This is a genomic window from Lentilactobacillus raoultii, from assembly GCF_900411375.1.
Lineage (GTDB): Bacteria > Bacillota > Bacilli > Lactobacillales > Lactobacillaceae > Lentilactobacillus > Lentilactobacillus raoultii.
In genome coordinates this window covers 1-26,978 of record NZ_LS422981.1, presented here as the reverse complement: position 1 = coordinate 26,978, position 26,978 = coordinate 1, and the positions used below count along the sequence as shown (strand labels likewise).

26 protein-coding genes are annotated in these 26,978 nt (G+C 42.1%); 14 read left to right on the top strand and 12 right to left on the bottom strand.

Going from position 1 to position 26,978, the window contains the following annotated elements:
- Positions 1 to 4 precede the first annotated feature (4 nt).
- From tnpB to ED605_RS00520, 3 genes are all read right to left on the bottom strand, one after another.
- On the bottom strand, positions 5 to 361 hold the full coding sequence (gene tnpB, locus ED605_RS00525; protein ID WP_121976989.1) for an IS66 family insertion sequence element accessory protein TnpB: 357 nt from the start codon (positions 359 to 361) through the stop codon (positions 5 to 7).
- A complete protein-coding gene (locus tag ED605_RS14525; RefSeq protein WP_162919713.1) occupies positions 354 to 521 on the bottom strand; it encodes a hypothetical protein in 168 nt (55 codons plus the stop codon). The genes tnpB and ED605_RS14525 overlap by 8 nt, the downstream gene beginning before the upstream one ends.
- A gap of 186 nt (positions 522 to 707) precedes the next feature.
- Positions 708 to 1,133, bottom strand: coding sequence for a YjdF family protein (locus ED605_RS00520; RefSeq protein WP_225419005.1), 426 nt, complete (start codon positions 1,131 to 1,133; stop codon positions 708 to 710).
- Positions 1,134 to 1,299: 166 nt separating this feature from the next.
- On the opposite strand from ED605_RS00520, the gene ED605_RS14520 reads away from it, so the two are divergent.
- From ED605_RS14520 to ED605_RS00485, 8 genes are all read left to right on the top strand, one after another.
- The gene (locus ED605_RS14520) at positions 1,300 to 1,467 is read left to right on the top strand and encodes a hypothetical protein (protein WP_162919712.1); all 168 of its coding nucleotides are present in this window, start codon (positions 1,300 to 1,302) and stop codon (positions 1,465 to 1,467) included.
- Between the two features lie 118 nt (positions 1,468 to 1,585).
- Positions 1,586 to 2,272, top strand: a complete 687-nt coding sequence (locus tag ED605_RS00515; protein WP_121976988.1) for a response regulator transcription factor — start codon at positions 1,586 to 1,588, stop codon at positions 2,270 to 2,272.
- Positions 2,262 to 3,248 carry a sensor histidine kinase gene (locus ED605_RS00510; protein WP_121976987.1) on the top strand — a complete coding sequence of 329 codons (987 nt, stop codon included), beginning with the start codon at positions 2,262 to 2,264 and terminating at the stop codon, positions 3,246 to 3,248. The genes ED605_RS00515 and ED605_RS00510 overlap by 11 nt, the downstream gene beginning before the upstream one ends.
- Positions 3,249 to 3,339: 91 nt before the next feature.
- Complete coding sequence (locus tag ED605_RS00505; RefSeq protein ID WP_121976986.1) at positions 3,340 to 4,104, top strand: ABC transporter ATP-binding protein; 765 nt, start codon at positions 3,340 to 3,342, stop codon at positions 4,102 to 4,104.
- Positions 4,101 to 6,020, top strand: coding sequence for an FtsX-like permease family protein (locus tag ED605_RS00500; RefSeq protein WP_121976985.1), 1,920 nt, complete (start codon positions 4,101 to 4,103; stop codon positions 6,018 to 6,020). Before ED605_RS00505 ends, ED605_RS00500 begins: the two co-directional genes overlap by 4 nt.
- A gap of 134 nt (positions 6,021 to 6,154) precedes the next feature.
- Positions 6,155 to 6,346 carry a DUF6440 family protein gene (locus ED605_RS00495; protein WP_121976984.1) on the top strand — a complete coding sequence of 64 codons (192 nt, stop codon included), beginning with the start codon at positions 6,155 to 6,157 and terminating at the stop codon, positions 6,344 to 6,346.
- Between the two features lie 189 nt (positions 6,347 to 6,535).
- Positions 6,536 to 7,864 (top strand): hypothetical protein, encoded by a 1,329-nt coding sequence (locus ED605_RS00490; protein WP_121976983.1) that lies wholly within the window; start codon positions 6,536 to 6,538, stop codon positions 7,862 to 7,864.
- Positions 7,865 to 7,929: 65 nt separating this feature from the next.
- On the top strand, positions 7,930 to 8,235 hold the full coding sequence (locus tag ED605_RS00485; RefSeq protein WP_162919711.1) for a hypothetical protein: 306 nt from the start codon (positions 7,930 to 7,932) through the stop codon (positions 8,233 to 8,235).
- Between the two features lie 153 nt (positions 8,236 to 8,388).
- On the opposite strand, the gene ED605_RS00480 is transcribed toward ED605_RS00485, so the two are convergent.
- Positions 8,389 to 9,117, bottom strand: a complete 729-nt coding sequence (locus ED605_RS00480; protein WP_225419004.1) for a surface layer protein SlpC — start codon at positions 9,115 to 9,117, stop codon at positions 8,389 to 8,391.
- A 278-nt stretch (positions 9,118 to 9,395) separates the two neighbouring features.
- Here ED605_RS00480 and ED605_RS00475 point away from each other — a divergent pair, with 278 nt between their 5' ends.
- A complete protein-coding gene (locus ED605_RS00475) occupies positions 9,396 to 11,249 on the top strand; it encodes an N-acetylmuramoyl-L-alanine amidase (protein WP_225419003.1) in 1,854 nt (617 codons plus the stop codon).
- A 77-nt stretch (positions 11,250 to 11,326) separates the two neighbouring features.
- Here ED605_RS00475 and ED605_RS00470 read toward each other — a convergent pair whose 3' ends face one another.
- A complete protein-coding gene (locus ED605_RS00470) occupies positions 11,327 to 12,604 on the bottom strand; it encodes an MFS transporter (RefSeq protein WP_121976980.1) in 1,278 nt (425 codons plus the stop codon).
- A 126-nt stretch (positions 12,605 to 12,730) separates the two neighbouring features.
- Here ED605_RS00470 and ED605_RS00465 point away from each other — a divergent pair, with 126 nt between their 5' ends.
- Positions 12,731 to 13,573 (top strand): helix-turn-helix domain-containing protein, encoded by an 843-nt coding sequence (locus tag ED605_RS00465; RefSeq protein ID WP_162919710.1) that lies wholly within the window; start codon positions 12,731 to 12,733, stop codon positions 13,571 to 13,573.
- A 52-nt stretch (positions 13,574 to 13,625) separates the two neighbouring features.
- Here ED605_RS00465 and ED605_RS00460 read toward each other — a convergent pair whose 3' ends face one another.
- From ED605_RS00460 to ED605_RS14825, 3 genes are all read right to left on the bottom strand, one after another.
- Complete coding sequence (locus ED605_RS00460) at positions 13,626 to 15,029, bottom strand: MFS transporter (protein WP_121976978.1); 1,404 nt, start codon at positions 15,027 to 15,029, stop codon at positions 13,626 to 13,628.
- An 80-nt stretch (positions 15,030 to 15,109) separates the two neighbouring features.
- Positions 15,110 to 15,973: a DegV family protein gene (locus tag ED605_RS00455; protein WP_121976977.1), complete on the bottom strand. Its 864-nt coding sequence runs from the start codon at positions 15,971 to 15,973 to the stop codon at positions 15,110 to 15,112.
- A 116-nt stretch (positions 15,974 to 16,089) separates the two neighbouring features.
- The gene (locus tag ED605_RS14825) at positions 16,090 to 16,215 is read right to left on the bottom strand and encodes a hypothetical protein (protein ID WP_263852917.1); all 126 of its coding nucleotides are present in this window, start codon (positions 16,213 to 16,215) and stop codon (positions 16,090 to 16,092) included.
- A gap of 148 nt (positions 16,216 to 16,363) precedes the next feature.
- On the opposite strand from ED605_RS14825, the gene ED605_RS00450 reads away from it, so the two are divergent.
- The gene (locus ED605_RS00450; protein WP_121976976.1) at positions 16,364 to 18,172 is read left to right on the top strand and encodes a glycerophosphoryl diester phosphodiesterase membrane domain-containing protein; all 1,809 of its coding nucleotides are present in this window, start codon (positions 16,364 to 16,366) and stop codon (positions 18,170 to 18,172) included.
- 134 nt (positions 18,173 to 18,306) lie between these two features.
- Here the strand turns inward: ED605_RS00450 and ED605_RS00445 are convergent, their stop codons facing one another.
- Positions 18,307 to 20,052 carry a phospho-sugar mutase gene (locus ED605_RS00445; RefSeq protein WP_121976975.1) on the bottom strand — a complete coding sequence of 582 codons (1,746 nt, stop codon included), beginning with the start codon at positions 20,050 to 20,052 and terminating at the stop codon, positions 18,307 to 18,309.
- Positions 20,053 to 20,245: 193 nt separating this feature from the next.
- Between ED605_RS00445 and ED605_RS00440 the strand changes: the two genes are divergently transcribed.
- Together ED605_RS00440 and ED605_RS00435 are read left to right on the top strand one after the other, a co-directional pair.
- Entirely contained in the window at positions 20,246 to 21,238 is a 993-nt protein-coding gene (locus ED605_RS00440) for a LacI family DNA-binding transcriptional regulator (RefSeq protein WP_121976974.1), read from the top strand.
- Between the two features lie 272 nt (positions 21,239 to 21,510).
- The gene (locus ED605_RS00435) at positions 21,511 to 24,366 is read left to right on the top strand and encodes an MMPL family transporter (RefSeq protein WP_121976973.1); all 2,856 of its coding nucleotides are present in this window, start codon (positions 21,511 to 21,513) and stop codon (positions 24,364 to 24,366) included.
- 95 nt (positions 24,367 to 24,461) lie between these two features.
- Here the strand turns inward: ED605_RS00435 and ED605_RS00430 are convergent, their stop codons facing one another.
- Positions 24,462 to 25,160, bottom strand: a complete 699-nt coding sequence (locus tag ED605_RS00430; RefSeq protein ID WP_121976972.1) for a YoaK family protein — start codon at positions 25,158 to 25,160, stop codon at positions 24,462 to 24,464.
- Positions 25,161 to 25,175: 15 nt separating this feature from the next.
- Positions 25,176 to 26,015, bottom strand: coding sequence for a DegV family protein (locus tag ED605_RS00425; RefSeq protein WP_121976971.1), 840 nt, complete (start codon positions 26,013 to 26,015; stop codon positions 25,176 to 25,178).
- A 136-nt stretch (positions 26,016 to 26,151) separates the two neighbouring features.
- Between ED605_RS00425 and ED605_RS00420 the strand changes: the two genes are divergently transcribed.
- Positions 26,152 to 26,478: a DUF7671 family protein gene (locus ED605_RS00420; RefSeq protein WP_121976970.1), complete on the top strand. Its 327-nt coding sequence runs from the start codon at positions 26,152 to 26,154 to the stop codon at positions 26,476 to 26,478.
- A gap of 46 nt (positions 26,479 to 26,524) precedes the next feature.
- On the opposite strand, the gene ED605_RS00415 is transcribed toward ED605_RS00420, so the two are convergent.
- Positions 26,525 to 26,758 (bottom strand): P8 family protein, encoded by a 234-nt coding sequence (locus ED605_RS00415; protein WP_121976969.1) that lies wholly within the window; start codon positions 26,756 to 26,758, stop codon positions 26,525 to 26,527.
- Positions 26,759 to 26,978: the final 220 nt, after the last annotated feature.

Below are 26,978 nucleotides of genomic sequence, written 5' to 3'. Positions count from 1 at the left end.
TGCGTTAATAAATGGCGCCTGGTTTAACGCGATGAACCGACGGCTCAATCGCTAAGCCCGTCAATAACCATTCTAATTGCTGATGGGTGAGTTGGCGGACCTCCGATGCGCTGCGTGGCCATTGAAGATGACCTGATTCGTATCGTTTATACAATAAAACGAAACCGTCACCTTCCCAAAAAATTGCCTTAAATCGATCTCTCCGTGTGCCACAAAATAAAAACAGGGCCGGTGAAAAGGGATCTAGTTCAAATTGTTCCTGAACGATGGTCGCTAATCCATCAATTCCTTTCCGTAAATCGGTTTTACCACAGACCAAGTAAACTTGTTTTAACTGACGAAAGTCCATTAACTTAGTCATGCTCCGTCAATCCTTTCAAAACAGTTTCTAAAATGGTGGGTTGAATTTCATTATAGATTTCAATTTCCAGTTTTGTCGGGGTAGTTATTCGGCAAGCAATCTCAGACGTGGTGGCTGACTGAATCTTTTCCGTTGGAACTGCCACAATTTCTTTAGCCATGAAGCATCATCTCCAATTTAATTGATGCTCCAACTGTATCAAAAAGGACGCCCTCATTAGAAGACGTCCTTTGGTTTACTGCTTACTGTTGATCATGCCAAATACTCTTTTTTCAAAAAGTAATGATTAGAAAATTAGGTAAGGCAAAAGGAGCTTGTCAATCGAAGACAGGCTCCTTTTTAACATCTAGTGTCCTTTGTGTTTTTCCAAGTGTTTCTGACGCTTTTTCTGGTAAATTAACTGTTTATGTTGATCCTTTAGCATCTTGCAGTGTTGTTGATGGGACTGTTTTCGGGCCTCGTGTTGCCGGTTAAGTGCTCGTTGTGCCTTGGTACCAATCCCTGTTGCTTGGATATTTTTGCTGGCAAGTCGCTGAAGTCGTTTAGGGTTGACTTTTTTAATCGACTTTAATGCCTCTTGACTAGTCTCAAAAAAGCTCAAGGATTTCCAACGGTGCAGCAGAAAACTTTCGATCTGACGAGTGGTTGGCTCTGAAGGACCAAAAGTAATTTGAGCCACTTGATATTTCCTGGCAAAATGACATTCGAAAATTCCCTTGTAAAAGGGTGGATCAAAAGTTACAGTTAACGTTCCACTAACAATATTCATCATTGTTAGCCCTCCCTTAATAATGATTATCAACTGGACGACCCGAGAGGAAGGATACTGACGGCGTTTGAATTCACCGTGTCCGGACTACCAACCGAACAGTGTTTTTGCTGATATATAGTAGTTTATCATTAAATAAATTTTGTGTATACCGCTTGCAGAGTTCTTAATGAAATTGCCTCATCCGGTTGACAAATATAGAACTTTAAGTGGGTTCTACCAAATAATCGTGACTTACGAAGATGTCACACTTAGTTACTTCGGTGTCATGGATCAAAAGCGGCCGGCACTTCAAGTTAGCGATCACCAGGTTAATCAAGCAAGGCAAGTAAGTTAGAAATCTCAGGTTGTCTGTACTTCCTTTTGTTTTTGATTTGCGGGGCTTACAATAAATGATAATGTAAGTTTGAAATTGTACTGCAGATCAATCGGTGGATTGTTTGGAGGGAAGTTGGATGACGAAGGTTTTCATTGTTGAAGATGATTTGGCGATTACCAAAGAAATGATTAAAGAGTTTCAAAAATGGCGATATTTGGCTAAAACGGTAACTGACTGGGATCGAGTCGTTGAAGAAATTCAAGATTGGCAGCCAAATATTGTCATCATGGACATTACACTGCCTACGTTTGACGGTTTTTATTGGACCGGCAAATTGCGGCAGGTTTCTGAGGTACCAATTATTTTTGTTTCAGCAGCCGAAATGGACCCAAACGCAGTGCGGGCGATCGCTACCGGTGCAGATGACTATCTCGTCAAGCCGTTTTCACTAAACGTTTTAGTTTCCAAGGTTCAGGCGGTCCTTCGACGAACTCAGAAAACGATGCAATCACTTTCGGCACTGAATTTTGAAGACTATCGGTTGAATGTGTTAACTAATGAGCTGACTTATCAGGGAAAGGCTGTTAAATTGACGCCAACAGAAGGCATCATTTTAAAGTTATTATTTTTAAATGCCGGCAAAACGGTGACCAAAACGCAACTAATGCAGCAAATTTGGCAGGGTGGCCAATTTATTGAGGCCGATGTACTCAACGTTAATATTAGTCGGCTGCGCGATAAGCTTGAACAGGTTGGCTTAAGAAATCAGCTTGTTACGGAACGGGGACACGGCTATCGACTGGTGAGTGCTAATGAAAATTAAGGCGCACTGGAAAATTTTGATAGAGAATCAACTGCCACTGATTTTTGGATATGTTGGTCTCACCCTAATGTTTTGGGGACTATGCGCGTTATATGGCGTGTCAAATCAGGTAGCAATCGATCTTGTTCGCTTTACCTGGATTCCTTTGGCAGTGGTGGTAGGTTATCGATTGATCACTCAATACCAATTAATGAAGAACTTTGAGACATCTTTCATGGAACAGCGTTTACCACCAAAGCCACATGGTCCGCTAATGGGCTATTACTGGCAATATTTGGTTAAAGAACAAGCGCAGTACGCCAATGAACAGCAAAGGCTGCAAAATCAGCTGCGCAAAAAAACGGATTATCTGAAACTTTGGAGTCATGAAATCAAGCTTCCTTTGACAGCACTTCAACTACTGGCTGAAAATCAGGCACAGGTTCCCAGTAATGACTTGCAACAACAACTCCAGTTCATCAACCACCAGCTGGAATTGCTGTTAAATTATGAACGTCTGGCGGACTTTCACCACGATTTGGCGTTCAAATGGCTTTCCGTTGAGCAAATTGTGACGCCAATTATCCAAGAATATTCAATTTTCTTTATTAATAAAGGGATCACACCTAAGCTAAGTTTCCATCGGGCTCAGGTCCTTACTGATAAAAAGTGGTTGAGGTTTGTTATTAAACAATTAGTGTTCAACGCGTTGAAGTATTCAACTTCTAACAGCAGTCTTGAGATTTTATGGGATGGTCACCGATTAATGATTCGGGATCATGGTATCGGAATTGCTTCAGAAGATTTGCCACGGGTGTTTGAACCTGGTTTTACCGGGCATAATGGTCGACAACAACAAGCGGCTACCGGCATGGGCCTTTACATTTCCAAGCAAGTTATTAACCAATTGGGCGAAAAAATGACCATTAGTTCGACCTTGAAAGAGGGGACGACTGCTACAATTATATTTCAATCAGCTCATATCAAAACTTTATAACAAATTGTAAGGTTGCTAACGTTACCGTAACTGGTAGGGGCGTTGGCAGCCTTTTACAATGGACTTGAATAGATGAAAGGAGCTGATTCTTGTGGCACTGTTAAAGTTGGAACATGTCCGACGGGTGTTTTCATCGGGCAAGCAGCGAGTTGAAGCATTGAAGGATATTTCATTTGAGGTTGATCAGGGGGATTATGTTGCCATCATGGGGGAATCCGGTGCCGGCAAGACAACGTTGCTCAATATTATTGCCACGTTGGATAAAGCAACCAGTGGCGTGATTCAGCTTGATAATCAGGATTTGAATCAACTAAAGGAACAGGATGCCGCTCGGTTTCGAAGAGAGCAGTTGGGATTTGTGTTTCAAAATTTCAACCTACTGGATACCTTTAATAATCGAGATAATATTTATTTGCCGTTGGTACTGGCTAAAAAATCAGTTGCTGAGATGGCTAGTCGACTGGCGCCCATTGCTCGTCAATTAGAGATTACGGATCTCTTGGATCGATACCCTTCTGAGATTTCAGGTGGTCAGCGCCAACGTGTTGCTGCGGCCAGAGCATTAATTACTCAGCCTAAATTAGTTTTAGCTGATGAACCGACCGGTGCTCTGGATTCACACAATGCGGCCAGTTTACTGGATGAATTTGACCAAGTTAATGATACCGGCCAAACCATTCTGATGGTGACTCACAGTGCCGTGACGGCCAGTTACTCAAAACGGGTCTTATTTATTAAAGATGGTGTGATTTTTCATGAATTATTTCGCGGACAACAATCCAAGAAAGTTTATCTGAAAAAAATTTCTGATAGTCTAACCGCGTTGGCCGGGACTGGTGAGGAGGCATCATCATGATTCACTGGAAATTGGCTTTTCATAGTTTAACGCACCATCAACGAGAAAACGGTTTGTTTATTTTGGCCAGTTCGGTTTTAATTGCCATTAATTATATTTTTTGGAGCCTGCTTAACAATCATAGCCTTCGAGTGAGTCCAAATGGATCAATTATTGAAGACATTGTCATCTTAGGGCTGGTATTTGTGGTAATGATTGCCGTTATTTTTACGTTTTATGCCAACGGCTTTATTATGCGTCAACGAAATCGGGAACTTGGTTTGTTTAACATGTTGGGATTAACCAGACGTGATTTGCGGTTGATCTTGCTTTTTGAAAATAGCTGCCTCTTCGTGATTAGTTCGGTAATCGGATTGATCATGGGCGTTACTTTTATCAAATTAGCCTTTTTGATGTTGAAGAAGTTGTTAGCCGATGATCGATTGACCGATCGCTTTTCTGTGGGGACAGTGATGATTGTTGGCATCATTTTTGGTCTAACTTATATGGCATTGTTACTTTATGACTTTGCAAAGTTACGGCAGGTGAAGCCGATTGATCTTTGGCGTCAAGCCGAAAAGGGAGAACGAGAACCAAAGAGTCGCTGGTTAAGTGGTGCCTTAGGGATGATTTTACTAGCAGCCGGCTATTGGCTTGCTTCAACCACCAAACCAACTGCTGATTCAATTATTCGCTTCATGCTGGCGGTGGGATTGGTTGTGATTGGTGTTTACTTGATTTTTATTGCTGTCAGCATCATTTTATTAAAATTTTTGCGTGCTAAAGCTAACTTTTACTATCAACCGAATCACTTTATTTCGGTTTCCGGGATGCTATTTAGAATGAAACAGAATGGTGCCGGTTTGGCATCCATTTGCTTATTATGTACGTCAATTTTGGTAACGATGATTGCCACAATCAGTTTATTCGTTGGTGAACAACAACTAATTAAGCTTTGGAATCCGTATGACATTATGACGGTGACCACGCGACCGGAAACTCAATCGGTCAAATCGCAAACTGCAAAGTTGGCAGTTCAACACCATGTTCGCATCAAGACACCAGGCCATTACCGGATGACACTGCCTCAGTATGGCCAACTCACTACCAACCGATTTAAAAAAGTTAATGTTGGTAAAACGACTCACCAACTCTCAACCATTACGGTTGCTGATTATAACCGAATTCAGGATACTCATCAGAAACTCAAATCCAATCAGGTTTTGGTATACACACCTAATGGTCGTTATCAAAGCAAAAGGATAATCTTAAATCACCATCGTTATCAGGCACAACCACTTAGCGACTTTAAAATGGCAGTCAATTATGAGCATACGATTTTTCAGATGGTTTTTATTGTAACGGCTAATCAACGTGTTGCAAGGCGGATTAATCCGCAACCCTGGCTATACGTTAACGGGTTTAATTTAACTGGTTCCTTAAAAAACCGCAACGCATTTGCAACAGCGATGCAACAACAATTTCATCTTAAAAATGCCGAGTTTTCTGTGAAGACATTTCAACAATCAACGTTTAAATCGATTTTTGGCGGGTTCTTGTTTGTTGGGATCTTAATTTGTTTAACGATGAGTTTTGCGACAGCCCTCATCATTTATTACAAGCAGGTATCTGAAGGAATGGCTGATGCCAAACGGTTTGAAACGATGCAACAGGTTGGACTCAGTCGATCTGAGAGTCGGCGGGCCATTCACAGCCAAGTTCTAATGGTATTTATGTTGCCGATTTTTGGTGCGGTTATTAACTTGGGGTTTGCGTTTCCGGCTGTAAGAAGTTTGCTGACACTGTTCTCAATGTATAATCTTGGCATTTTCATAGAAGTCAGCATTGGAACAACGGTGTTCTTGACGACTTGCTACTTGTTGGTTTACTGGCTGACCACGAGAGTTTATCAAAGGTTGGTTGGGGCTGATGGTTAATATTGCTTGCAACTCGCTAACTGCAAACTGTGAATTTTGTCGATCGAATTGTTAGTTTGCCAATTCTTGTGCTAAGTTGGATAATGAAAAATAAGTAAAGAACTTAACAAACTTAGCATAGGAAGGAAATGTTCATGTTTGGAAAAGAAAAACGACCCAACCGATTTGAAGTTACTGCTGATGAATTAGTCGGGACGGCACAAAACGTTGATATCATTGTCGACCACAAAACTGGTGTCCAATATTTAGTGGTCTCTCAGGGAGGCACTGGTAATGGTGTTACGGTACTGGTTGATCAGGATGGGAAGCCATTGCTGGCTAAGTAAAATTTTCAGGAAAATAAAGACGGCTTTTGCTAAAGTATCTTTTAGTGGAAGCCCTTTTTGAATGTAATCATTTTGCTCATTAGTAATCGCATGATGTATACTCTAATCAACTAATTGATACTTGGTTAGCATTCAGGCAATATATATCAGTAATTAAAAATCCAGCTTTGATTGAAGGGACAGAGTATCATGTTAACTTGGAAAATGAAAATCATTCAAGGGGTCGCATTTGGGGCGGCTAACATTGTTCAAATAGTCCCATTAGTGATATTTACGGTCCTTTTTCGCAATCAGAATGTGTTGGATTACGCGCCTTACATACTTTTCTATACAGGTACTAAAACAGGTTTAATATTTGTCAACGGAATGGGGAAAGTTGGTAATCCCTATCAATTATTGAAATATTCTATCTTAGTATATATTCTGTCATTAATGATTATTGGCATATTTCCAGTTTTACCTGTTGATAACCTAATGAGTTTCGTTATGGGAATGGGTGCAAGTGTTATCTTGCCGGCTTATCAAACTATCTATTATAAAGAAAGAGTTTTATGGTCGTGGAATATTGGAAGTGTTGAAATTCTTTCAATGTTTATGTACATCGGATTACTAGCTTTATTCTTACTATTGCCTAGCACTCAATACCATCAAATGGTTTATTTTAGCTTGGCTGTTTTTATATGCCTTTTTGGCTGGGTAATCAACATGTTCCCAGAAACTGTGAAAAATGGTGCCTCAAGTAGTATCCTACCAGATACCCAGTCTCAGAACGATATTATTTTGTTTTGCATACTTGTTTTGTTTTTGTTTAGTATTAGGCTATTGAGATTTTTCAATAATTCTATTAGTTTTTATGGATTTTTGATTTCGTTTGTTTTGTTCTTGGTATTCTTCACTATAATTAATGTGAAAAAGCAATTGAAAATCGATTTTCCTCTGTCACTTGTTGAGGTATCCATTTTAAACGGTGGGTATGAGGCATTCTTGATGGTCTACCTATTCTCTCTTAATGTTAACCATGTTAACATCGTTTTAGCTTACACTGTTTATGGTGCCGGGATTGCTGCTGCACAATTCTTAAGAAAGGTTGTAAGTCACCTTTTTAGAAATATTTCGGAATTAAAACAACAGTTATTATTTTTTGTAATTGGAAGTTGGCTATTGTTCTTTCCGAGTACCATTTTAATTGGAACTTTCATTATTGGTTATGTTGGAAGCGCAAATAGCATCTTACTGAATCATGCTTATTTTTTTGCTCCTGTTGATATTTTGGAAGATAGGCTGATAGTTAAGTATAGAAATACATATTTAGGCAGCATTTTATTACAACTGATTTGGGGGTTGTTTCTCTTTACTTCATCATTAATAATCAAACATGATCTGATCGTTTTAGCTATTAACAACCGAGCAATTCAACGAGGAAATATAATGACCGCTCTGTTCTTGTCTTTGACAACAATAGTCTTAGGAATGATTCTTCCTAGTCTAAACGAGCGAAAGCTATTTGTTAAATTATAAGAGATTTACAAAATACATTGCTGGAATTAGAGTACTTAGTTTTATCAATAAGGATTGGTGATTATTTGAAAATTAAGCAACGAATGACGGACAATATTATCAATCATATCAAGCCCAGTACTTTAAGAGTTTTGCCATATTTATTGATGGCAACAACCTTTCTATCAATCGGCTGTTTCTTTGTAAGACCCATTCGGAGCCTCTCTTACATCATCTTTGACTTCTCACTCTTTGGCTGGGCCGATGTAGTGACTGTTCATTTAACTAAACGGGGCACCAATGTTTTTCTTAGCATTCTAATTGCCACACTGGGTGTTTTTGGCTTGGGAATTATTGCAACATTTATTCTCTTCTTGTTGGTTGGTGACTAGTAATGCACGCATTTAGATCTTGGTTGGCTGAGATGGGAAATCTTTGTTACTTAAATGAACTTAGCAAATAAACAAATTAAAGACGACTCTCACTACTTGTCAGGTGAGGACCGTCTTCTAGTTCATTTGGGTATAAATTAAAGAATTACGAAATCAATAGTCAAAATTAGATTTAACGGTGGTAACTTCGGCTGCTTTAACCCAGCCATTGACTTGGGGATGGGCAGCATCCTCAACCTCGTAATAAGTGGCGTTGCTATCCCGGTTGTTTTGCTTGATCCCCACTTTAACAACTTTTAGTGCATCGTTGACATAATCGGTAGTGGCCTGTAAGTTACGGCCAACCTTGTAGTCAGTCCAATCTGGTGCGACGTACGTCAGTGTTGATGCTTTGGGCTTGGTAAAGTAAAGAGGGGTTTGGGCAAGGACAGTCGAAGGCGCTGTTTCTTTAAATGTTTGAACGGCTTTTACCCCATCGCTAACATTGGTCGAATTTATACTCGGGTCTTGAGTGCCAACATAAATCCAGCCACGATAGCTTTTGTCGAAGGAAACAATTTTTAAATAGAATTTGCCATCGCTGGTTTTGGCTACCCGGTAACCTCGAAAATAAGTCTGCCCTTGATCCGCTGTGGTGGCTAAAGCCTTAAGCGCAGCAGCCTTAGTGATCACCTTGGCACCGGCTTGACTGGGGAGCTGATTGTAAAGGGGCTCATTACCGGTTGGCAAATAATTTCGAGTGTTAGCCGGCGTAGCTAAGGCCGAATTTGAAATCACCGTTGACTGGTTAACTTGATCGGCTAAAGTTGTCAAACCATTACTAGTTAGCGTCACAACTACCACCAAAAGCGTAATCAAGCCAAGCTTTAAATTAAATTTCAAAATAGTTTCCTCCGTTTCTTTCAATGATAATTATGCCAAAAGTATACACTGAAATTGTGATGAATGCCATCTCAAAATTAAAAATCAATGATAAAAGTTTATGATTCAAGAACAAGTATGCCATTTATGTCAGGATTATAAACATTTCAGGATTTGGTAACTGAATAAAATTAGAGATTTTTTAATTTAGGGATGCTTTTTCCATCCAATCGGTGTATTCTATTTTTAAACAATTTCTATTCGAAAGTGCATTCTTATGTGGAAAGCGGGGCTTGGGTTTGAGAGAAAATAAAAAAATCAGAGTGTGGATCGGATTGCTAACGGTAGTGATGGTTGGCGTACTTTTTTGGTGGCCGGCCCCTCGTGTCAGCGCTGAGAGTGGCAGCACGTTACAGAGTGATTTTCAGCAAGCAGCTAAGAAATACCATGTACCGGAAAAACTATTAATGGCCGTTTCGTATAACGAGACGCAATTTAATGATCACAACGGGAAACCGAGCGTTGCCGGCGGTTATGGTGTCATGCATTTAACGGATGCTGCCGAACAGGTTTCAACTGCTGGAAAAAAGTCGCAGCAACTACCCGATTCATCAGTGTTACACACCTTAATCAAGGCGGCTAAATTAACGGGCCTCTCGGAAACAAAGTTAAAAACTGAAACGTCGGCTAATATTGAAGGTGGGGCCGCGCTTTTAGCGAATGACCAGAAACAATTGGGCCATTCGTTGACCAGTGATGCGAATTTCTGGTATGGTGCAGTTGAAAAATACAGTCAAGCTACAACCAGTCAAGCCGCCGAATTCTTTGCTGATGATGTTTATCAAACGATTAAAAAGGGGGTTCACCAAGCTGGCGTGACGTTGACTGCTCAGAAGGTGAGTCCAGTGAAAGAACAACCAAATAGTTTTCATCTTGATTCAGATACAGCAACGGTAGAGGGGCCGGATGGTCTACCAATCGAATGGGTGCCGGCACTTTATAAAGTTTTCGATAAGCAGGGTAATTACGGGAACTATGATTTGGCTGATCGCCCGAATGATGGCGCAAAAATTAATTACATCGTTATCCATAACACGGAAACCACGTTTGATGATGCGTTACATTTATTCACGGCAGTTCCTAATTATGCATCCGCAAACTATGTTGTGAGTTCCGATCAGGGGACCGTTGCGGAAACGGTGCAACCTAAGAATGTGGCCTGGCATGCCGGTAATTGGTACATCAATTCGCATTCAATCGGGATTGAGCATGAAGGGTTTGCGACAGTTGGCGGTTTTTGGTTTACGGAAGCGATGTATCAATCATCAGCTAAATTAGTTAAATATTTGGCAGCCAAGTATAACATCCCGTTGGATCGGCAACATATTATTGGCCATGATAATGTTCCTGGTCTAAATCCGGCGGCACAAAAAACCATGCATTGGGATCCGGGAACCTATTGGAATTGGCAGCACTACTTTGAACTGTTAGGTGTTAACTTCAAAAATTCCCAAGGATCAGGTGAGATCATCACGATAACACCCGATTCCAATCATAATTTGACGGCAGATTCGGGTCAAAAAGTAACAGATAACGGCGTTGATTTACCGTTGAAGGGGTCGAACTTTGTTTATCTTTACAAGCACCCTGGTTTTACCAGTGACTTAATTTCGGATAAGGATTTTTCGAGTGGCACCATTGGTACGACGGAGAAGGACGATTGGTCGGATAAAGCCGTAACTGGTCAACAATTTCATAAAGTTGGCCAATCCGGTGACTGGACCGAAATCGATTATGGCGGTCAAAATGCCTGGTTCTATAATCCTGACGGCGCTAATACCACTAATGCGACTGGAAAGCTGGTAACTCCTAAAGGGAGTCAGCCGGTTCCAGTTTATGGCAGTGCCTATCCGAAGGCAGCAATTCTTAAAAAGGACAAGGTAACGAACACCAAAGCTAAGGCGTTATATGTGATGCCGGTGGGACAAAAATATGTGTACGGCGGTAAGCTGACAGCTAACTATTTCAATTCTCATTTTGATGCCAATAGTCCTAAAAATGTGATTAAAGGTGATACACAATACATTCAAATTCAATTTAATCATCGAATTGGTTTTGTTAAGGCCTCGGATGTCAAGGTTGTTAGCCAATAGAAAAAAGCGTGAGAAAACTGGAACTGAGACAGTTTTTCCGCGCTTTTTTAAAAAAGTTTGATATTTTCTGTCACAAATTAAGCATTATGTCGACTATATAGGTGAAACCTATTTTTAAAAGGCAAAATCAAAGTAGCAACGACAAAGACAGCTGAACTGCCGGCAAAAATCAGCCAGCCGATTTGGATCCCGAGTTGATTCATCAAATAAAGGAAACTGCCAGCTCCCAGTGGCGCACCAAGTGTTAACAGCGTATTAATAAAGCCGATGGTTTCCGATAGTTGAGAGGCTTTCACTTGATTAACCACCAAGGCTGAAAGTCGGGGACCGATTTTCCCGGCTAGAAAAGCAATGCTAAAGGCGACCATCAGTAAAATGCAGGTTGTAATTTTCGAAAGAACCGGATCGGCAAAGAGTAATGCGAAAATTGTCATAGCGATTCCTAATAATAGGCAAATCCAAATGAGTTTAAAATGTCTCAGGAAGTCATTTGCCGAGAGGGTACCAACCAATAAACCGCCTGTAAAGGCAACGTTAAAACAGACAAGGGTCATGCCATAATGATTAAGCCAAAGCTCAGGTGTCTTGAGCAGGGCGACATTTTGAAGAGCTTCAATACTTCCAGAAAGTAGATTGGCAATGGTTAGTAGGATGATTAAAGTTAGCAGGCCGTGATAGTTAGCCAAGCTTTTGGCGGCCAGTTTCGTAGTCATCCCAAATTGCGGTCGTTGGACTGTTACACTGGTTGGTGATGTGATGTCGACGAGTTGATTTTTAGCATGGTGTAAAATAATCATTGACACCAAGAAAGTTAATAAGTTGAGCAATGCAATTAATGCAAATTGTTGGTGTAGTAAGGTTAACAGACCAGCTCCCAGCGCCTGGCCAAAGATGTCTGTGAGATTAGCAAGCCCTTGCGAAAGCGAAAACGCCGAGTTCATATTTTGAGGGGCAAGCGTCAACTTGAATAGTTTAATGACGATCAACCCACTGAAATTGCCTAGAATATCTGAAGTCATCCCCAACAGCCAAAGACTTAAAAAGAGGACGATCCCCTTTGGAAGCAACATGCCCACGGTAATCATGGCAAACAGGCCAATTTGAATCAGCTTGATTCGAACCAATCGTCGATAGGGGTGGGTAACTTGATCGGCATAATAACCGGTAAGTATTCCAGAAAGACTGGGAATGAACAATCCCAAAGATGCCAATGATACTGCCAACGAACTGTTCTCAGTGAGTTGAGCTGCATAGATAATGAAGACAATTAAGTATAAGTAATTACCAAGGTTATTGAAAACACTGGCATCGATGAGTGTTCGAAAAACGGACTTTTTAATATATAGATTGATCAAATGAATCACCTCGTCAAATTTATATAGTACGCAGACGATGGTACTGGATTTGAGGAGGATGATCATTGTTTTTTCCGATTTTCAATTAAATGTCGATATGGAAAATCAATTTAAGGAGTGATTTATTTGAACTTGTTACCCGAACGATTAAAACAGGCTCGCCTTGACTTGGGATTGACTCAGCGGGAAATGGCGGGAGAGGTGATGTCAACTTCTTTTTACTCAAAGGTTGAAAATGGAATTAGTGACATTAATACAATAGACCTGCTTAAGATCTTGGTGGCCCATCACCTTAATCCGGCCCATTTTATTCAGCAGGTAACCGAGGGCCTCACGCAGGAAAATACTCAAGAACCAAAGGCCGTAGCAAGTGCGATTTACCTGGCTTTTTATCAGCACGATTTGAAACGGCTTCGGTCGATCCGATCGCAATTAAGCACGCTGAAGCAAACTCAACAGATAACTGAATTAGGCCGGTTGGCCGAATTGGTTGCGGCGACCATTACCGGTTCGGTTGATAAGCTGCCGGAAGCTGACAAGCAACAGATTCGTCGGTCACTTTTTAAAAATCAAAATTGGACAGTTGATTCTCTGGCAATCTTTGCGGATTCGATGACAATCTATCAATTTGACGAATTGGCGTTTTTGATCAATGCCATCTTAAAACAAGCCGTCAAAGATCAATCAGCGTTATTAAATCGACCACATGATTTGGCCATTATTTCGACGATCATGATTAACTTTGCAGATAGTTGCTTTAAAGAAGAGGACGCCTCGCTTGCCGAACGTCCCTTAATCTGGGTGGCTAAGTTACCGGCCATTCCGGAATTGATCTTTTATAAATTACTTGGGCAGTATTATCAGCTCAAGTTGAATATTCATGCTGAAATGATTCACGCTTCAGTTGATGAGATTAAGCGACTTTTGAGAAGTGTTGGGATGGGAAAAGTGGTGGCATCTTTGCCCTGAGGAGGTGATTCCCCTGGCCGTATTTAACGATCAGGGGTTAATTGCGATGCTCTCAAGCATGTTCAGCGTGATCTGATTTTTGGATCCGGAAGTTAATGATTGCCGCAATCAAAGCGCAAACACTCAAAACTGTCACAAACAAGTAATCATAGCGACCACCCGTGTAGGAGCGGGCAACAAAGCTGCCATGAGTACCATTTTGACTAGCGGCCATGATAGCCGCCATCATCCCTACGCCGATAGAACCGGCAAACTGCTGCAGCATGTTGAAAAATGAATTAACGTCGGCAGTATTTTTCTTGGGAACATTAAGAGAAGCGTTAGAAATCGAGTTGGAAAAGCCCATGTTGAAGCCAAATCTTAAAATGCAAAAGGCAATGATTACCCAAAAGGCTGTTAACCACGGTTGGGCGAGAACGAAGACCAGTCCACCCAAGGTCAGACAGCCAAGCCCGATGGTAATTGGCAACGCGTATCCGCGGGAATCAGCCAAGCTGCCGGCAAATGGTGAGGTCAGTGCGCCGATAATTGATCCCGGCAATAGTGTCAAACCGGCAACCATCGCGGAAGTATGTAGGACGTACTGACAGTACACGGGAATCACAAACGAGATCCCGATATTGATGAATTGCAGACTAAAGTAGGTAAAGGCGGACAGTGAAGTCGTTGCCTGCTTTAAAATCCCAAGGTCCATTAACCCGGTTGTCCCGTGGTGATTAGTGAGGATGAACAGCCCCAAGCCGATGATGCCGATCACGAGGGGCAGAAGAACTGGCACACTGGTTAGCGGGTCAGCGGCCGCCCGACTAACGGCATAAACAAACGAAGTCAAGGTGACTGCTAAAAGGCCGAGGCTTAGGAAATCGAAAGCTTCTTCAGTTCCAAATGGTGCAATATCGATATAGCGGATCCCCAGGAAAAGCCCAATCAACACAATTGGCAGGATCAGCCAAAAGATTAGCCGCCAAGAAGTTACCGAAGAGATCACACCGCCATAAGTTGGCCCAAGGGCGGGAGCCAGAGAAATCACCATGCCGGCCAACCCGGTCATTGAACCGATTCGCCCTTTGGGAATTTGCGTAAAAATGATGTGAAACATTAGTGGGGTCGATAGGCCGGTGGCGATTGCTTGAATAATTCGGCCGATTAGAAGCATGATAAAATTCGGGGCAAGGGCACACATTAGATCACCCAGAATAAAGGCACTGGCGGCGAAGACGTAAATGCCCTTTGCAGGAAACCGTTTAAGCAAATAGGCGGTGGTCGCCATGACAATGGTCACCATCAATAGATAGCCGGTAGTCAGCCACTGAATGGTATCCAAGGTCACACCAAATAATTTTGAGAGTTCAGGGAAAGTGACGTTCATTGACGTTTCCGTTAAGATACCGGTAAATGACAATAGGGCAGTTGCCAAAAGTGATAACAAAGTTCGGTGATTAATTTTTTCTTCCAAGGGATCATCACTCCTTAAAAATAAAAGACCATCAGTGAATTTCAGCTTTCACTCCGGCCTGGTTAAAATCATAAAGTTGGTTACATGGCTTCCCAATCGTTATCCCAAACGACGCCCATCGCTTTTTCTCCGGTATGAACGGTGATTGCCGGACTGATTTGATAGGTACTGATAGCCGCATTTGGGAATCGGGCCTTGATGGCCTCAACCCACTGTTTACTTAGGCGCGGATTATCTGCGTCAGCGACCGAAATTCGAACTTGATCATTAAAGCCGTCAAGGGAATTTTCAATCTCATCAAGAATTTTGGCCAATGCCTGCTTCATAGTTCTGGCCTTACCAAGTGGGACAATTTGACCATCAGCGTTGAAGGTTAGCATCGGTTTGATTTTGAGCAGGTTACCAACGAAGGCGGACGGGCTTGAGATGCGACCGGTTCGCAGGAGGTGATCAAGGCTATCGACGACCAGCGAGACGTGAATGGACTCACGGAGCTCGAGCAAGCGCGGTAAAATTGTCTTGGCAGTTTCACCATTTTGCGCCATCGTGCCGGCCAACAGTGCTAGGTCGGCTTCACCAGCACTGGCAATTTTGGAATCGAACGGGATGACCCTGATGTTGGTGACAGTTTTGCTATAAGCCACCAAATTTTGATAAAAACTGGTAATGCCGGAAGATAGAGTGATACAAATTACTTCGTCGTAACCAGCGGCACTTAGGTCATCAAACGCCGTCTGCATTTGCTGCATCGTCACTTGAGCGGTAGTCGGCAGTTGATCCGCCTGAGCTAATTTTTCCAAGAAATCGTGAGCGGTCAAATCAACACCGTCCCGATACTGTTCAGTGCCAAAAATAATGGTGATGGGCAGAACTTTGATGTGATATTTGTTGGCAACTGTGGGGTCCAGATAGCTGGCACTGTCGGTGATCACTGCGGTTTTCATTAGAGTAGCCTCCATATCCGGTACATAATAATTTATTCCCATCAAGTTTAATCCAAATGAAAAGGGATGTCACAAAATCTGGTTATTTTAAGCCTAGGTCCCGAAAAGTATCTTGATTATTTGCCGAATAACTTTTTGACAACCTGAAACAGTTTAAAAATCAGATAAGCAGCGACGGCAATTAGAATAATTGACGTAATAATTGTAAATAGCGGGGTCCCTGAGCCAGATTCAATACTCATGCTTAGCCTCCTCTCAATGGATGGTTTCAATCAGAATTGTTAGCATGTCTAAATTATATCAAATCATCAAGCTAATTCATTGTTCAAATGAAAATGACCTGTGTATGATAGAAATAATAATGAGTCAGAGTAATTGAGGGGATTAAAAATGAAGAGAAAGCCGCTGTTGCGACGGGCATTTCGCACGTTTTTTAGAAATTGGGGTGCTTATACCACCTTGGTAGTGGTGATTAATTTTTTGATGTTGGGCGTCGTGGTGCCATTAACCACCTATTCTACCAGTTTAATTTTAAGAATTAATGACGTCCCCTACATCTCTTATACCAATGTAGGTTGGTTGTTTACCAAGCGATTGGTTGCGGTTGGTGAACTGGGATTATTATTAATCATCATTTTAGCACTTGTCTTTTGGCAGTTTGCGTTTTTGTTGTTTGGCATTCAAAATATTGCCGAAAAACAAAATCAACGCTTAACCGGGGTGGCTTTAACGGCCTTTAAAAATCTGGGGCATCTGCGAGTTGGCAGCTTTCTGTTCTTCCTGGGTTATTTTGTTTTGATTTTACCGTTAACCGATATTTATTTAAATTCACCATTACTATCCAAAGTTCAGGTGCCGATATTTTTATTCGAAGCAATTGATAAAAAATGGTTATTCATGGTACTGGTCTTAATGGTGTACGGACTGTTATTCTATTTGGGCATTCGCTTGATTCAGGTACTGCCGTTGATGATTCTAAATCGTCAGGCTGCATTTACAGCCGCCAAGAAGAGTTGGCAAATGACCCGCCACAACAGTTGGCGATACTTCTGGCGAATTGTGGTATTGGGCGTGATTAGTGTCCTGACCACAACGCTTCTTTCGGGAATTCTTTATCAGGTTCAGCTTTACTTCGATCAAAAAACAAATCCGGTGGCCTTTGTCAGTGCCATCATCAATATGGGCCTGCTATCGATCTGGCAGTACATTATCGGTGCTTTTAGTCTGGTAGTGTTCATGTTGGTACTGATTTTTAATTTAGATGATCACGGCGGCCAATTAACAGTCGCGATAACTTCAACAAAACATCGTGGTCGACGCCGGCGAACGTTGGCGACCCTTCTGGTACTGTTGTTCTTGGGCGCTCAGGTTACGTATAATGCCGTTTATCTCAAGGGGGCTTTGCTGACTCGACCATTAACCATTTCTCATCGGGGCGTTGACGATGGTAATGGCGTGCAGAATACCATTCCAGCATTAAACAGGACCAGCCGTGAGAAACCGGATTACGTCGAAATGGATATTCACGAGACCAAGGACCATCAATTTGTCTTGATGCATGATGAAAATTTGGAAAATTTGGCTGGCGTGAATAAGGCGCCCCATCAGTTGACATTGAAGCAACTGACTCGGCTGAAGGTCCATGAAAATGGGCACACTGCCCACATTGCCAGCTTTGATAATTACCTATCAGCGGCCGAGCACGATCACCAAAAATTGTTAGTGGAAATTAAAACCACTAACTATGACAGTCCCAACATGCTTCAGTTATTTATCAAACGTTATGAAAAGCGCCTGTTGCGGGATCATGATCGGATTCATTCCCTGGACTATCACGTGATTACGGGGTTAAAGAAGCATGCACCAAAACTATTCGTTAGCTACATTCTACCGTTTAACTTTTCGTTTCCGGAAACCAAGGCCAATGCTTACACGATGGAAGAGACAACTTTGAATCAGGACTTCGTGGATCAGGCTCATAATCGAAAACAGCAGGTTTATGCCTGGACGGTCGATAATGATGACGATATGACCAGAATGATCTTTTTGAATGTGGATGGTATCATTACAGATAATCTGCATGAACTGCAGGTAAACCTGGAAACCAATTTTGATCACCCGAGTTATGCTCAACGGCTGCTGATTTATTCGGATGAGTTGCAGGATGTCAGCGATAGTAGCGGGATGCCGGAAAATTAAGTGGTCACTTGTCAGTTTAAAAATGGCTGAATTAATGAGATAATGTCAAAGCCAAGTCAATTATTTTTGTTAAAAAAAGAATCGTTTAAATTATCTCACGGTAACTTAAGCGATTCTTTTTGATTTGATAGTATTTAATGAGTCACTAACTGGTTAATCACCTTATCCAGTGCTTTAACGTAGCTGTCCAGCTTATCGTTAACGGCTGATTGGCTTTGGTCGGTGACTTCCAAGTAGAACTTCACTTTTGGTTCCGTACCGGATGGGCGGACTGCCAACCAGGTTTCATCATCCAACCAATACTTTAAAACGTTTGATTTTGGTAAATCAATCGGGGTTTGTTTGCCATTCTGATCAGTCAAAGTAGAAGCTTGGTAGTCGGCATGGCGGATTACTTGATGACCGTTAAAGTCGGTCAATGGTTTCTCACGGAGTTCGCTCATAATGTGCGCCATCTTATCCTTGCCATCAAGGCCATCGAACTCTTTAGCAATGGTTTTTTCGGCGTAGTAACCGTACTTCTTAAACATTTCCTGAACGCCATCATATAGCGTTTTGCCCTGACTCTTATAGTAAGCGGCTACTTCGGCGAGTAAAAGAACCGTTTGAATGGCATCCTTATCACGGACAAATGGTTTAATCAGGTAGCCAAAACTTTCTTCGAAGCCAAACAGGAAGGTGTGGTCATGGTAAGTTTCATAGTGGTGGATGGCTTCTGCAATAAATTTGAAGCCGGTGAGGACGTTATTGGTTGCAACCCCGTAATCCGCTGCAATTTTAACGGCTAAATCGGTTGAAACAATTGATTTGACAATTGTGCCATTATCTGGCAGGGAACCCGCCTTTTTCTTGGCAGATAGGATATAATTAAGCAAGACACTTGCGATTTGGTTACCGCTTAATAATTGGTAATCACCATCGGGTTGACGAACGGCGGCACCCAACCGATCAGCATCCGGATCACTGGCAATCAACACGTCGGCTGATACTTTTTTACCAAGCTTTTTTGCCAGATCGAAGGCTTGAGGAAATTCGGGATTTGGAAATGGGGTTGTTGAAAACTCCGGATCAGCAATGGTTTGTTCGGGGACGACAACGTAATTGTTAAAGCCGGCCTCCTCCAAAGCCCGTCGCGCAATTACCTTGCCAGTGCCATGGAGTGGTGAATAGACAAACTTCATGTCCTTGCCAACGGTATCGATCAACTGATGATCAATATTAACGGTTTTAACGTGATTTAAGTAATCGATATCAACGTCCTCACCAATCAGTGTCATGACCTTTGATTCACGTAATTCTTGTTCGGGCTTGGTTTGGATGGCAAACAGATTACTGTTCTTTCTAATATAGGAAGTGATTAAATCGGATTCTTTAGGTGGCATTTGACCGCCGTCTTCACCGTAAATCTTAAAGCCGTTGTATTGCTTAGGATTATGGCTGGCAGTAATCATAATGCCGGCATAGGTGTGCAGGTGACGAACGGCAAATGACAGTTCCGGTGTGGGACGGATATCATCGAACACAAAGGTGGGGATGTTATGATATCCCAGTACTTTGGCCGATTCGTGGGCAAATTCTTTTGAATGATAGCGTGAGTCAAAACTGATGGCGACGCCCCGCTTTCGGGTAGCGTCATCCAAGGTTTCCATAAAGGATGCCAGGCCTTCAGCTGCCTGACGAACGGTGTAAATGTTCATCCGGTTAGTGCCGGCGCCCATAACACCGCGCATACCGGCAGTTCCAAATGATAGGTAAGTGCCGAATGCATCTTCTTTTTGTTCAGGGTCGTTTTGTAACTTTTTGAGATCGAGTACAAGGTTTTCTGGTAAATTTGGCTGTTTAGACCATTCTTGGTAAGCGTGTTCAATATTGTCGTTCACGAGACGAACCTCCCTTTCTTAGTTCAGCTTCATTATAGAAATTTCCGAGCTTCCCGTCAATATTTTTACTAGCTGAAAACGCTAATATGTCGCAACATCCTTGACTTATCAAGTAAAACAAAATATATTTATTTTAGTAAATTAACTGAAGATCAATTTTGATGAAAAATTTTGAAATAGGGGTGGTTTATTTTTGGCAACAATTAAAGATATTGCTAAAAAAGCGGGCGTTTCAATTACAACGGTTTCGCGGGTTTTAAATTATGATAAAACGTTGTCGGTGAGTGATACAACCAGAAAGAAGATTTTCCGGGTAGCCGAGGACTTAGCCTATACTAAGAAGAAAAAGGCCGGCGCCATTAAGGACAACATCGCGATTGTCCAATGGTATACCGAGCAACAGGAGTTGGATGATCTTTATTATTTATCAATTCGGATGGGGGCTGAAAAACGGGCTGAGCGGCTTCACTATAAAGTACATCGCTTCTTTGCCAACGATTCGTTATCCAAAATTAAAGATGTCAAAGCGATTATTGCGATTGGCAAATTCAGTGATCAACAGATCAACCGAATGCGGCAGGTAACGCCAAATGTGATTTTTGTTGATTTCGATACATTAGCCAAGGGATATGATTGTGTGGTCACCGATTTTGATAATTCTACCGAGATGGTTCTCCAGTATTTTATCGATCATGGTCTGACACGAATCGGCATGTTATCCGGCGTTGAGTATTCCAGTGATCATCAATTAAAGATTGTTGATCCACGCTTCAACGTGTTTAAAGATTATTTGGAGAGTCGCTCACTTTACGATCCAGCCAACGTTTTTGTAGGGGACTTTACGATTCAATCAGCGTTTGATTTGGTCAATAATGCACTGAAAAATAATCGACAGAACTTTCCCAATGCCTTATACGTTGCCAATGACGCAATGGCTGTTGGGGCATTAAAAGCCTTACACGAAAATCAGGTCAAGGTGCCGGAAGACGTCAGCCTGGTCAGCTTTAACGATACAGCCGTTGCCAAGTATGTCATTTCGTCATTAACGTCAATTAAGGTCGACACCGGTAAAATGGGGGCGGTTGCCGTTTCGCTGGTTGATAATATTGATGATGACGATGATGACCACACGCCACAAAAAGTCATTGTTGGGAACCGATTAATTAAGCGGGAATCGAGTTTGTGACCATAACACTGAAACGGCAGGAAAATCGATTGGCCCATGCAGAATGTTTGTTGGTGCTGTAGGCTTTGGCCGTGATTAGTCATTGACTTATCAGCGATTACAATTATAATTTAATTATGTGTTACAATAACTAATTTTAGCCAACGTGGAGTTGAACAATTTGTGATACTTGGCGTTATGGTTAATACATAACTAATAAAGAGACCATTCCGATATTGCTGGGGGAATTGCTTAAGGCTGTCGGGGGATGATGGGAAGATGAGGAGTAAGTCATGAACAAGTTCTTCAAAAAATATATCGGCGTTATTCTAGCTTGGATCGTCGTGGCGATTGCGGCAATCTTTGTTCTGCCGAATTCGTTTAATTTGGTTGCCAGTCATGGGCAGACCAAATTGCCCAAATCTGCTCAAAGCCAAGTTGCCAATACACTAAAAAATAACTGGGGCCCCAAGCTGAGTCATACGCGTCAGGTCCTGGTTGTTTTTAGTAACGGCAAAGCCAAGCTTAACGACATTCAAAAAAATCAAATCAATACAACTTTGACAGAACTGACCAATAAAAAGGATCAATACGATATTAAAAGCATCATTAAGCCAAGTGTTGATTCGGCTGCAGCGGTTAGTCAACCATCCAATGCTCAGAGTACCGCTGCTCCTCAAAATTCTTCCCAGTCCACGGCAGCCTCGACATCTTCGGCTTCAAGCGCTGCATTAACTGGCAGTGATCCAACCGTTTCAACTGAGCTGAATTCCAAAGATGGTACCACGATGTTGGCACAACTGAATGTCGGTAAACGGGATTCGGTTCGTCAAATGGATGCCAAACTTAAAAATGCGGTTCGAACCGCTGGCGTGACGACTTACATAACCAGTCCCGAAAGCATTATAAGTGATACGCAGCACGTAACGCAGGCTAATTTGTGGAAAACGGCAGTTGTGGCGGTCGTGGTGATCTTACTGGCATTGATTTTACTATTTCGTTCATTGGTGGTACCGATTGTGTCACTATTATCGAGTGGCATTGCTTACGTCATTTCACTAGCGATTGTCTTAAATCTGGTCTCTCACTATGACTTCCCATTTTCCGACTTTACTGAAACGTTGATGTTGATTCTGATCCTGGGATTAGGGACCGACTTCAGTATTTTGTTGGTAAATGAGTTCAAGCGCCAGTTGCAGGCCGGCAAAGACCAGTTGGCCGCTACATTGGCTGCCCGAAAGAAAGTTGGCAAAACCATTTTAGTTGCCGGACTGACGCTGACCGTGTTGTTTAGCCTGTTGGGATTTGCTAATTATTCATTGTACGAATCTTTGACGGGAGTGTCCATTGGCATCCTAGTGTTATTGTTGGTGACGATTTCCTTTACGCCGTTCTTCCTATTCTTGATGGGTGAAACCCTGTTTTGGCCGTCAGCCAACTTGGAAGCCCGCAATTATAGTCGCTCATGGGGCTTCTTGGCAACTAAATCGGCAACTCATCCACTGATTGCTTTGATAATTGTTATTGTGGTGGCAACCCCATTTGTCTTGTTGAATCAGCACCATTTTAATCATAATGATGCGGCTGAAATCACTCGAAACTCTGCAGCCAAAACCGGTTATCGAATTGTGAACCAACACTATGCCAACGGAATGAACGCGCCGGTTTCAATTTATATTAAAACCGATCATGGTTTGCGAAACCAAACTGATTTGCAACAACTGGAGACGGTAACGCGTCAGTTGAGCGCTCAAAAGGGCATTCACAGTGTTAATTCAGCAACCGAGCCCCATGGCGAACCGTTGAAACAACTTTATGTGAATCAGCAATTGGACACGCTAACCGGGGATAACGATGCGGTTTCCAGCGGCATGGCCAATACTTCTAAGAAGTTAAAAGGCACCTCAATTCCAACTTCCAGTTTGGATTCGATGACGGGTGATGCGCAATCCATCACGTCCATGGTTTCAACGATCCAAAATGAATTTAACAGAAGTGGCGTCTTCGCAACGCCGGCACAAGTAGTTGACGAGTTGCAACAAAAGCTTCAAAGTCAACACCGACGCCGATTGACCAGTGTCCAACGATTAGTGGTGACTGAAGCATTGAGTCGGGCGCTCAATGATCAACAACAGCAGACTCAGATGAATAGTGCCTTATCCAGTATCGGGATGAAGACTGACTCAATTAATTCAACGGCTAATGCTTTTAAATCTGAATTGCAGAATGTTCAAAATCAGGTTCGCGGCTATGCGTCGAATTTAGACAGTTTGAATAGTTCGTTGACGAACTCGAATAACTTCTTAAAAGCCTTGGCGAAGTCGTCAGTTGGTGACACGATCTACGTTCCGGATAACGTCATTAATGCGGATTATTTCAAAACACTTATTAGTGATTACCTGTCGGATAACGAAAAAACAACTCGAATTGATGTGGTCTTAAACGCAACACCAGGATCTCGAAAGTCAATGGAACTGGTTTCCGACTTGGAAAATCAGGTTAATTATGATTTGCGTGGGACTCAGTTAAAAGGGGCAACGGTTGCCGTAGGTGGTTATTCATCGGCAGTTGTGGATAATCAGGCGGCCATCCATCGCAGCTCAAAGCGGATCAGTATTCTGTTAGGGGTCGTATCTACAGTGATCTTGATGGTCATTGCCGGATCGATTTTACAGCCGGTTTATATGATGGGACTATTAAGCATGATTTATTTAATGTCGCTAGGCTTCACGCGGTGGTTCAGTGCCCAGTTCTTGGGACAAAAATGGTTAACAGTTAATACACCATTCCTGACGTTTATAATATTGTTGGCGCTGGGTGTTGACTATAGCATCTATCTGTTGATGAAGTATAAGCAAACGCCCGGAAAGGGGCATTCACCGGAAAGAATGGTGAATGCGGCCATCTTAATTGGAACTATCATTATCTTTGCTATTGCGATTGTTGGCTTAACTGTGGCGACTCTCCTGTCGTCGGGTGTCTTAACACTCATTCAAATGGCCATTGCTGTGATCTTTGGATTAATCGTTTTTGGCATTACAGTACCAGCTATTTTGCCAGGACTGATGCGGTTAACTTACGAGGGCTTTAATTTCAAACAATTGAAGTTTAAACATCGGCAAACCTCTAAAACTGAAGATGAAGATTAATTAAAAGAAAAACCGGCCAGTTGACGATTGAAGATCAGCTGGTCGGTTTTGAGTATGGGCTTTAGCTAAATTAATCTGATCGAAGCTCTGACGTATTACCATTGATAATGCTTTTCCTTCTGTTTGATCAAAAAGGCATGGATCGAAATGGCAATGGCGACTAGTAAGGCTGGTAGCCAAATGGCCTGAATGTTGAGCAGGCGAATTAAGAACGCACAGGTGATTGCACCGGCGATGAAATAGCCAAAGGCTTGCGTGTAAATTAATGAAAGGTGGAGACTCCTAAGATTATGATATAGGAAAGCCGTCACCCCAGCTAAAGTTGCGTGCTTGAGATTGGCAGTTGCCATTACATTGGCATAGCCAACGCCAGCAACCTGATCATAAAGGGAATTTTGGATTGCCATGACGACTGCTAGGGGTGGCAGTACCAAGTAATTTGATACAGATGTTGGTACTATTCCCAAAATTATCAAAATGATCAATTCAGGTATCAAAGCAGCAACCCGCCAATAGTGAGTATGATCCATTAGTTTCGTCCAAAATGCGGCAAGCATGGTGCCAAGCCAAAAGGCCAAGATGGTGACTGCCTTTAAGAAGCCTTGGTGCCAATTACCGTTGGCAAAATTGGCAGCTAAAAAAATAATGTTGCCGGTTTGGGCAGAAGCAAACATGCCACCACGAGTGATAAAAGTGTATGTATCCACAAACCCGCCAACAAACGATAGAATCCAAGCGAGGCGCGGATCTTGGTTCATTTGTGGTTGCTCGGGTCTTAATGGTTGTCGCAGCAAGATATCACCTCCAAATTATCCCAGTAAATAGGTGACGCCAGTGGCATCGCTACCTATAAAGCAAGCCATCTCCGGGTTGGTTGGAACCTGGGAAATTGACAAAAAGGGAAACTCAGCGGTCAACATTTTATAAAGAAAATTTGCGCGATCCGGATTTCCGGAATGCAAAATAGAGAGCTGAACGATTGGTTCATGGTGCATCACGGCTAACTGCTTATCCCAAAATCGACTGACAAGGTCATCTTGACGGCCGTGGGTCACAAACGAAAAATCATTATCCTTAAATTCAATGACGTAGGAAACGTTCAACCGGTTTTCAATGGTTCCCCGAATTCGACCAATAAGTCGGCGATTCACCAACTGAGAATTATTTGGTGCGGAAAAGAAAATGCGAGTTTTCTGGCGAACCTTGTCCATTGAGGATAAAATGGCAGTTAGTGGTTTTGATGCAGAAATAGCTTTTGCCGCCGTCATTACTTGGTAGGCTAAGCCGGCAGAGGTCACGCGACTGTTAACAACGGTTACTTGACTGGTAGATTTTTCGGCGGCGACTTTAGCATTGGCGTAGGTATGGGAAAGCGTGTCACTTAAGTGAATCGAAAGCACTTGGCTTCCGTCCGCTCCCAATTTATTGTAAGTATCAATGAGGTTGGCAACACTAACTTCGCCAATGATCGGCGATTTACCTGCTTTATCAAACATTTTCAAAAATTTTTGCTGGCTGATTTGATTAACGTAACCAAAGATTTTGCCCTTTATGAGGATTGGCGAATTCATGACTGTGATATGATAATGGTTGATATCCGCTGTTGGTAAATGAGCAGCTGAATCAGTGACAATTTTAATGTGTGGCATATCACCACCTCCTTAGATTGAGTAGGATTGAAATAAGTTATTATAAGATACCATGTTAATGCCGTTTTGATAAATTATTTGACTGGTTTAGCATTTTATCATGCCGAAACCGGTTACTTTTGAAAGGATCATGCAGATGAAAGGAAAATATGAGGTTACCCAATACATTGGTGTCCCACTTGAAAGCGATGACTCTGGACAATATCAGTTGAAGTCTGATGATACCGGTGCAATTAAGTTTCACAGTTGGCGAACAGGTAAGCATACGAAAGGCAAGTTCAAAGCGCTGGGACAAGTCTTCATGACCGAAAATCATCTGAGAGTGGTGATTGTTAAAACGTGTCCCGTTGCTTTTAAGGACCGCCATGAGTTTACACCACTCCAGCGATTCACTAATGAATTTGTCTCAAAAAAAGTGTTAACGACTGCCCAAACAGCACTTAAAAACGCAAAAACAGCCTGACACACATTGTGTCGAGCTGTTTTTGGATTAGGTACAAAGCCTGAAACTACTTTTTAAGTAATTTTTCAGCTTCAGCTTTTAGATCATCAGTTGACATGTCCATGTACTTTTCCATGTCCTTACCAGTTTTCATGGTATCATGATCGTTTTTCTCCATGTAATAATCCCAAAGTGCGTCTCGAACTGGAAGCTTACTATCGCTCCAATCAAAGGCCTCACTCATTAACTTGTTAAGTAATGGTGATTCTGCGCCTGGTTGCTCTTGGATATCTTCTGCCATAGATAACTACCTCCTTAATTGTATCTAACTCCATTATAGTTCAAATTTGAAATTTGACACAGAAATGACCCAATAAATTTATTTTTTGAAAATTTCCCGGATTTAAAATTGAACTGCAACGCTGAGCCAGGTATACAAATAGGCCATAGAGACCTACGCTTGATAGTGACTAAACAACTCAAGAAAGGACTTCTCTATGACCCAGATCAAGCATACTACT

What these genes read in the sequence shown, in the direction of transcription:
- ED605_RS00490 (WP_121976983.1), top strand. Translation starts at nt 6,536, where the DNA reads ATGTTAACTTGGAAAATGAAAATCATTCAAGGGGTCGCATTTGGGGCG.
- ED605_RS14825 (WP_263852917.1), bottom strand. Translation starts at nt 16,215, where the DNA reads ATGAGTATTGAATCTGGCTCAGGGACCCCGCTATTTACAATTATTACG.
- ED605_RS00520 (WP_225419005.1), bottom strand. Translation starts at nt 1,133, where the DNA reads ATGATGAATATTGTTAGTGGAACGTTAACTGTAACTTTTGATCCACCC.
- ED605_RS00495 (WP_121976984.1), top strand. Translation starts at nt 6,155, where the DNA reads ATGTTTGGAAAAGAAAAACGACCCAACCGATTTGAAGTTACTGCTGAT.
- ED605_RS00420 (WP_121976970.1), top strand. Translation starts at nt 26,152, where the DNA reads ATGAAAGGAAAATATGAGGTTACCCAATACATTGGTGTCCCACTTGAA.
- tnpB (WP_121976989.1), bottom strand. Translation starts at nt 361, where the DNA reads ATGACTAAGTTAATGGACTTTCGTCAGTTAAAACAAGTTTACTTGGTC.
- ED605_RS00435 (WP_121976973.1), top strand. Translation starts at nt 21,511, where the DNA reads ATGAACAAGTTCTTCAAAAAATATATCGGCGTTATTCTAGCTTGGATC.
- ED605_RS14525 (WP_162919713.1), bottom strand. Translation starts at nt 521, where the DNA reads ATGGCTAAAGAAATTGTGGCAGTTCCAACGGAAAAGATTCAGTCAGCC.
- ED605_RS00450 (WP_121976976.1), top strand. Translation starts at nt 16,364, where the DNA reads ATGAAGAGAAAGCCGCTGTTGCGACGGGCATTTCGCACGTTTTTTAGA.
- ED605_RS00425 (WP_121976971.1), bottom strand. Translation starts at nt 26,015, where the DNA reads ATGCCACACATTAAAATTGTCACTGATTCAGCTGCTCATTTACCAACA.
- ED605_RS00415 (WP_121976969.1), bottom strand. Translation starts at nt 26,758, where the DNA reads ATGGCAGAAGATATCCAAGAGCAACCAGGCGCAGAATCACCATTACTT.
- ED605_RS00500 (WP_121976985.1), top strand. Translation starts at nt 4,101, where the DNA reads ATGATTCACTGGAAATTGGCTTTTCATAGTTTAACGCACCATCAACGA.
- ED605_RS14520 (WP_162919712.1), top strand. Translation starts at nt 1,300, where the DNA reads ATGAAATTGCCTCATCCGGTTGACAAATATAGAACTTTAAGTGGGTTC.
- ED605_RS00455 (WP_121976977.1), bottom strand. Translation starts at nt 15,973, where the DNA reads ATGAAAACCGCAGTGATCACCGACAGTGCCAGCTATCTGGACCCCACA.
- ED605_RS00515 (WP_121976988.1), top strand. Translation starts at nt 1,586, where the DNA reads ATGACGAAGGTTTTCATTGTTGAAGATGATTTGGCGATTACCAAAGAA.
- ED605_RS00510 (WP_121976987.1), top strand. Translation starts at nt 2,262, where the DNA reads ATGAAAATTAAGGCGCACTGGAAAATTTTGATAGAGAATCAACTGCCA.